Annotated in this window: 6 protein-coding genes; 3 read left to right on the top strand and 3 right to left on the bottom strand. The window is 28.3% G+C overall.

Annotated features, from left to right (window positions below; translation table 11 throughout):
- Nucleotides 1-512 precede the first annotated feature (512 nt).
- Together U9R42_01885 and U9R42_01880 are read left to right on the top strand one after the other, a co-directional pair.
- Nucleotides 513-1,067 carry a sigma-70 family RNA polymerase sigma factor gene (locus tag U9R42_01885; GenBank protein MEA3494763.1) on the top strand — a complete coding sequence of 185 codons (555 nt, stop codon included), beginning with the start codon at nucleotides 513-515 and terminating at the stop codon, nucleotides 1,065-1,067.
- Nucleotides 1,064-2,488 carry an outer membrane beta-barrel protein gene (locus U9R42_01880; protein ID MEA3494762.1) on the top strand — a complete coding sequence of 475 codons (1,425 nt, stop codon included), beginning with the start codon at nucleotides 1,064-1,066 and terminating at the stop codon, nucleotides 2,486-2,488. The genes U9R42_01885 and U9R42_01880 overlap by 4 nt, the downstream gene beginning before the upstream one ends.
- Before the next feature lie 25 nt (nucleotides 2,489-2,513).
- On the opposite strand, the gene U9R42_01875 is transcribed toward U9R42_01880, so the two are convergent.
- Nucleotides 2,514-3,614 carry a T9SS type A sorting domain-containing protein gene (locus U9R42_01875; GenBank protein MEA3494761.1) on the bottom strand — a complete coding sequence of 367 codons (1,101 nt, stop codon included), beginning with the start codon at nucleotides 3,612-3,614 and terminating at the stop codon, nucleotides 2,514-2,516.
- Nucleotides 3,615-3,748: 134 nt separating this feature from the next.
- Nucleotides 3,749-4,138 carry a diacylglycerol kinase family protein gene (locus U9R42_01870; GenBank protein MEA3494760.1) on the bottom strand — a complete coding sequence of 130 codons (390 nt, stop codon included), beginning with the start codon at nucleotides 4,136-4,138 and terminating at the stop codon, nucleotides 3,749-3,751.
- Between the two features lie 255 nt (nucleotides 4,139-4,393).
- Here U9R42_01870 and U9R42_01865 point away from each other — a divergent pair, with 255 nt between their 5' ends.
- Entirely contained in the window at nucleotides 4,394-4,975 is a 582-nt protein-coding gene (locus tag U9R42_01865; GenBank protein MEA3494759.1) for a MarC family protein, read from the top strand.
- A 19-nt stretch (nucleotides 4,976-4,994) separates the two neighbouring features.
- Here U9R42_01865 and U9R42_01860 read toward each other — a convergent pair.
- Nucleotides 4,995-5,328 (bottom strand): hypothetical protein (locus tag U9R42_01860; GenBank protein MEA3494758.1); only part of this gene is annotated, 334 nt, incomplete at its 5' end.

Here is a 5,328-nt window from a genome sequence, read left to right as displayed (position 1 = left end):
TTCATTGTTTAGATGAGTATCATTCCAAAAGGTTGCGGAGACAGAAATTTAACTTTGAAGTATTTGCACAATAACTATTTAGTGGCTATAAGAAAAACGTATGTTTTTGACTGTTAGAAATTTATGTGTATTTTGTCGCTTGAATCTAATGTCATAAAGTAGTCATTAAATTGTCATTAAGTTACAAAGCCTAATGACAGCTTGGCTAAATGAGTATTAATGACAATTGAATGACTTTTACATTCACATCCATTTTAAATTCAAAGCCCAAGTATAATGAGTAATACAAAGTTTTCTTAGTGCCACTATTTAATGCATAAAATATTAACTTTTCTAAAAAAAGCTAATCATTATATCTTTAGTCTTAGTTGTAATCCAACTTAAAATCCTGAATATTTACTTCTATCGATATTAATTTCATAACTTTACGCAACCAAAAGCATTAGGTTTTCATCTGAAAAACATGGATTAAGGAAAAAATGCATTCAGTAATGTTAAAGAAAATTGATTAAGTGAATAATCTGGATGAGATATTAAAAGGCTGTCGCAAATGCAAAAGAGATGCACAAAGCAAACTCTACAAATTGTATTCGTCAAAGCTATTTTTTGTATGTCTCTATTATTCAAAGGATCAAACCGAAGCTGAAGACATTTTGCATGACGGTTTTTTAAAAATATTTAACAAAATTGGACAATATAAGGGAAAAGGTTCTTTTGAAGGTTGGATGAAAAGGATAATGATAAACACTGCACTGGAAAAATTTAGAAAACAAAATCAATTACATCCGGTAAATGATGTTTATGAATATATTGAAGATGTTTCGTACGAAGACGTAATTTCTCAAATTTCTTTTAATGATTTACTAAAATATGTACAGCAATTATCACCAAAATACAGGATGGTTTTTAATCTCTACGGCATTGAAGGTTATTCACATAAAGAAATAAGCAAAGAAATGGGCATTTCTATAGGAACATCAAAATCAAACCTATCGAGAGCAAGAAATATTTTGCAAGAAAAAGTAAAAAAAGAACTTGTATCTGATAAAAAGAAAATGGTAGTATGACGAGTAAAAATAAAAATATTGATAATGCATTTAAGGATGCATTTCAAGGCAAAGAAGCTAATCCCCCTGGATATATCTGGAAAGATATCCAAAGCTCACTTGCTTTAAATAAAGGTTTTAAATACAATAAACTTGTTTGGCTTGCTGCTGCATCTGTAGCTGTTGTTATCGCATTTAGTGCAGGATACTTTTTGTCTAAAACACAATTCAACAACAATTTAGCTATTAAAAAAACTAATGAGAAACAAAATAATATAAATATTTCAGAATTAAATAAAAATGAATCTATTCAAGAAGCTCAAATAATTTCAAATGAATTAAAAACAAAAACATTTAAAGAGAATAATAAAAATAATACAACACAAAAAATTGCACAAAACACAAAAACAGAACAAAAACAAAATTTGAACGATAAAAGTATTTTAGTAAAAACCTCAACTGATAACCAAAAGCCTAAAACACAAATTAGTAAAACAAAAAATGCAGTAAAATTAATAAGAAAAAAATTGCAAAAAATTGAAGTGCATCAATTAGCTGATATTTACCAGATTATGGATGTTAAGCTAAAAAAACAAATGGCTATAGGATTATTAAGCTTACCTCCTATTGCAATGAATAGCAGTATTGAAAAGGATGAAAAAGATAAATGGTTAATAGGAGGAAATATTACACCTCTTTATTCCTACAGAAATATTAATCATGGGTCAGGGCTTTGGGAAGAAACCAATGATGCTCTTGTTAGTAAAAATATAAATACCAGTTCTAATAATAATGAACTTCCACTGATAGCTTATTCGGGAGGAGTTGAACTTAACTATAATTTAAACAATCGCCTTAGCATGCAAACAGGCATTGGCTATTTTCAAACAGGACAAATTTCTGAGGAAGTGTTTGTTTTTGAAAGACGTGGTTCATCATATAATAATTATTCAGTAATTAATTCCTCGGCAGGTGCAGTTATTGCCGATCATAAATCAAAAACAACATTAAACGAACTTGCATACAAAAACTCACAAATTGTAGGAATGGATGCTGAGGGAAGTTTACTATTTCAAAATAATTCCGAACTTGTACAAAGTTTTGAATATCTGGAAGTTCCTTTGGTATTTAAATATACAATTATTGATAAAAAAATTAAATTGAATATACTTGGTGGATTTAGCACATCACTTCTTGTAAGTAATGACGCATTACTTGTAAACAGTTATTATAAACAAAAAATCGGAGAAACAGATAATATACGAAGTATCAATTATAATGGAATAACAGGAATTGGAATAAATTATGAGATAACCAACAATATGATTTTAAGTGTTGAACCAAAATTTAGGTATTCTTTAAATCAAATAGATAAAGGAAACACCACATCAAACCATCCTTATTCGTTGGGAGTTTATACAGGATGCTACTATAGCTTTTAGAAATACACTTTCAAGAGGAATTATCTTACTGAGAAATTATCTTCTTAAAATAAGTTTTGTTTCCAACACTACATTTTATTAAATAAAAACCCTTCCCTAAGCTAACAGAATAAATATATTTTCCTGATTTTTTTTCATTAATAGATTCTATTAATTTCCCATTAATATCAAAAATTTCAGTTTTAAGATTTTCATTTTTATTCAAATTAATAGATAAATTACATTTCCCATTACAAGGATTTGGAAATACTTCAATATTAAAATTCTCATCACTATTGACTGCAATTGAACTTGTTGTATCATTTTTTCTCAGACTATCCTGATAGTAAATGCTATTCACAATAATATTAGACATTATTTCTTGAGCATCTACTTGTAAAATAACAGTTCCCATTCCTTTTGCCAGCCATTTATATTCCACAGCTGTTGGTAAAGGAATATTAAATCCTGTACCCAAAGAATCAAGATAAATACTGTCTTTTGAGTTTATTACCGATTTTATTCTAATGCAATCAAATGTTCCAAAAGGTGTTTTTACTGTTCCCCAACCATCTACTTCTGTAAATCTATTTTGCTTTTTTGAGTAGTATAAAATGGAAGATAACATGGAGGGTGTTTCAAAATATGAAAGAGATGAAAATGTATCTCCATAGTTTAAAGGAAACTTGTAAATAACATCAGGCACTTGGTTTTGCATAGGGGCTTGAATTCCTGAAATAGTAGCACCAAATCCTTCATATTGAAATACCGAACTTGATTCTCGGAAAAAACTTATAGGGTCCCCAATAGCCAATCCACCCAATAGAATATTCGTTACTTCCGGAGTTGCAATAGTTGCTTTTCTGTCAGGATTTAAAAAGTTATCAAATATAAATCTGTAAGTAGGTGCAGTTGAGCTAACAGAAATAAAAGTATCAATATACTGACTGCTGAATTTTAAATTTGAAAAATCCCAGCTATAATTTGCTCCTGTATTTTTTGGATTAATGCTTAAAAGGTTTGCTGTATTACTCATGCGATACCAGCTACCAGCATCAGGCATATCACTTGAAGTTATTGTTATCTGTGAATACGATAATGTACTAATCAATAATGATAGTAGAATTAATAAAGATATTTTTTTCATGACTTTTAGTTTTTACTATTATTTTCAATCCAAATTTTTATTAAAACAAAATGAGAATTAAAATTTTTTTAAAATAATTATTCTATTAAAATAAATTACAAATTTAAAAAAATAATGATTAATAAGCATAACATTTAAAATAAAATAATTATTTTAGGGAGGAAAATTATAAGTCCAACAAATGCAGAAATTAAAGCTGCAAAAAATACAGCAGCAGCAGCGAGGTCTTTTGACCTACCAGCACTTATATTGTAACTCGGGCAAATATAGTCGATAAAAACTTCTATTGCAGTATTTATCAATTCAGCGACAAAAACAAACCCTATTGCAAAAATAATAAAACACCATTCAACAAAACTAATTTTTAAAATTATGGCTAATACAATAACCAAAACCGTAATAAATGAATGAATCCATGAGTTTTTTTGAGTCTTAAAAAAATATTTTAAACCTTTAAAGGCATAATTAAAACTCCTAAATCTTGCTTTTAAAAAATTGCTTTGTTTTTCCTTTTTGTAATCCATACTTTTAACATTTTTATTAAAAAAATTGAATTATCCATTACTTTTAATTTGTCAAAATTAACAAAATAATTTTGGATTCTAAAATTTGACAAAACATTCTCCCCTTAAATGACGGAAAACACGCTGATAATCTGTCTGTTTAAAATAGATTAAAAAAATATTGATTTATTAAAAAATATGGCTTAGAATTTGTAAACAGGCGAATTTTTAAATTGATTTTTTAATAAAAGGGATAAGATTTAAACAAGAGGAAAAATGGGAAATTTACATTTTAGCATTAAAGAAATTTTTTCAGTAACATTAGTTTTATTTGCAGTTATTGATATTTTAGGCTCAATACCAATCATTATTGACGTTAAAGAAAAAGCGGGTAAAATTAAAGCTAGAAGTGCAACTATTGTTGCAGGAATTATTATGATATTATTTTTGTTTTTAGGAGAATCTATTTTAAAATTATTTGGTGTTGATTTTGGCTCATTTGCCATAGCAGGTGCCATCGTAATCTTTATACTGGCTTTAGAAATGGTACTTGGAATAGATATTTTTAAACAAACTCCTGAAACATCAAATTCATCTTCAATTGTACCAATTGCTTTTCCTCTTATTGCAGGTGCAGGAACATTAACCACAATACTTTCTATTAGAGCTGAATATGCTCTTGAAAATGTACTTATTGGAATTATTTTAAATCTACTTTTCGTTTATTTCATACTTAAAATTACTACTCGTATTCAAAAAATATTAGGACAAAACGGCACTAATATTTTAAGAAAAGTATTCGGAATTATTCTTTTAGCTATTGCAATCAAACTATTTAAAACAAATATTGGAATTTAAACTTTACGAAGATTATTGTTTATGCTGAAAGGATTTTCAAAGTCTGAGTCCAGCCTTGTATGAAGATTGAGGAGATTGATGAGAAGATTGAGAGGATTGAGGGGATTGAAGGGATTGAAATTATGCATCCTGAATCCTGAATCTTGCATCCTAAATCTTGCATCCTGAATCTTGCATCTTGTATCTTGAATCTTGTATCTTGCATCTTGTATCTTGAATCTTGCATCCTGAATCCTGCATCTTGCATCTTGCATCTTGCATCTTGTATCTTGCATCTTGTATCTTGCATCTTGTATCTTGCATCTTGTATATTGAATCTTGTATCTTGCATCTTGTATCTTGAATGTTTCATC

Source organism: Bacteroidota bacterium, from assembly GCA_034723125.1.
In the GTDB taxonomy this organism is placed as follows: Bacteria; Bacteroidota; Bacteroidia; order CAILMK01; family JAAYUY01; genus JAYEOP01.
Note: the sequence above shows the minus strand (reverse complement) of the source record. Positions and strands in the feature narration are given on the sequence as shown.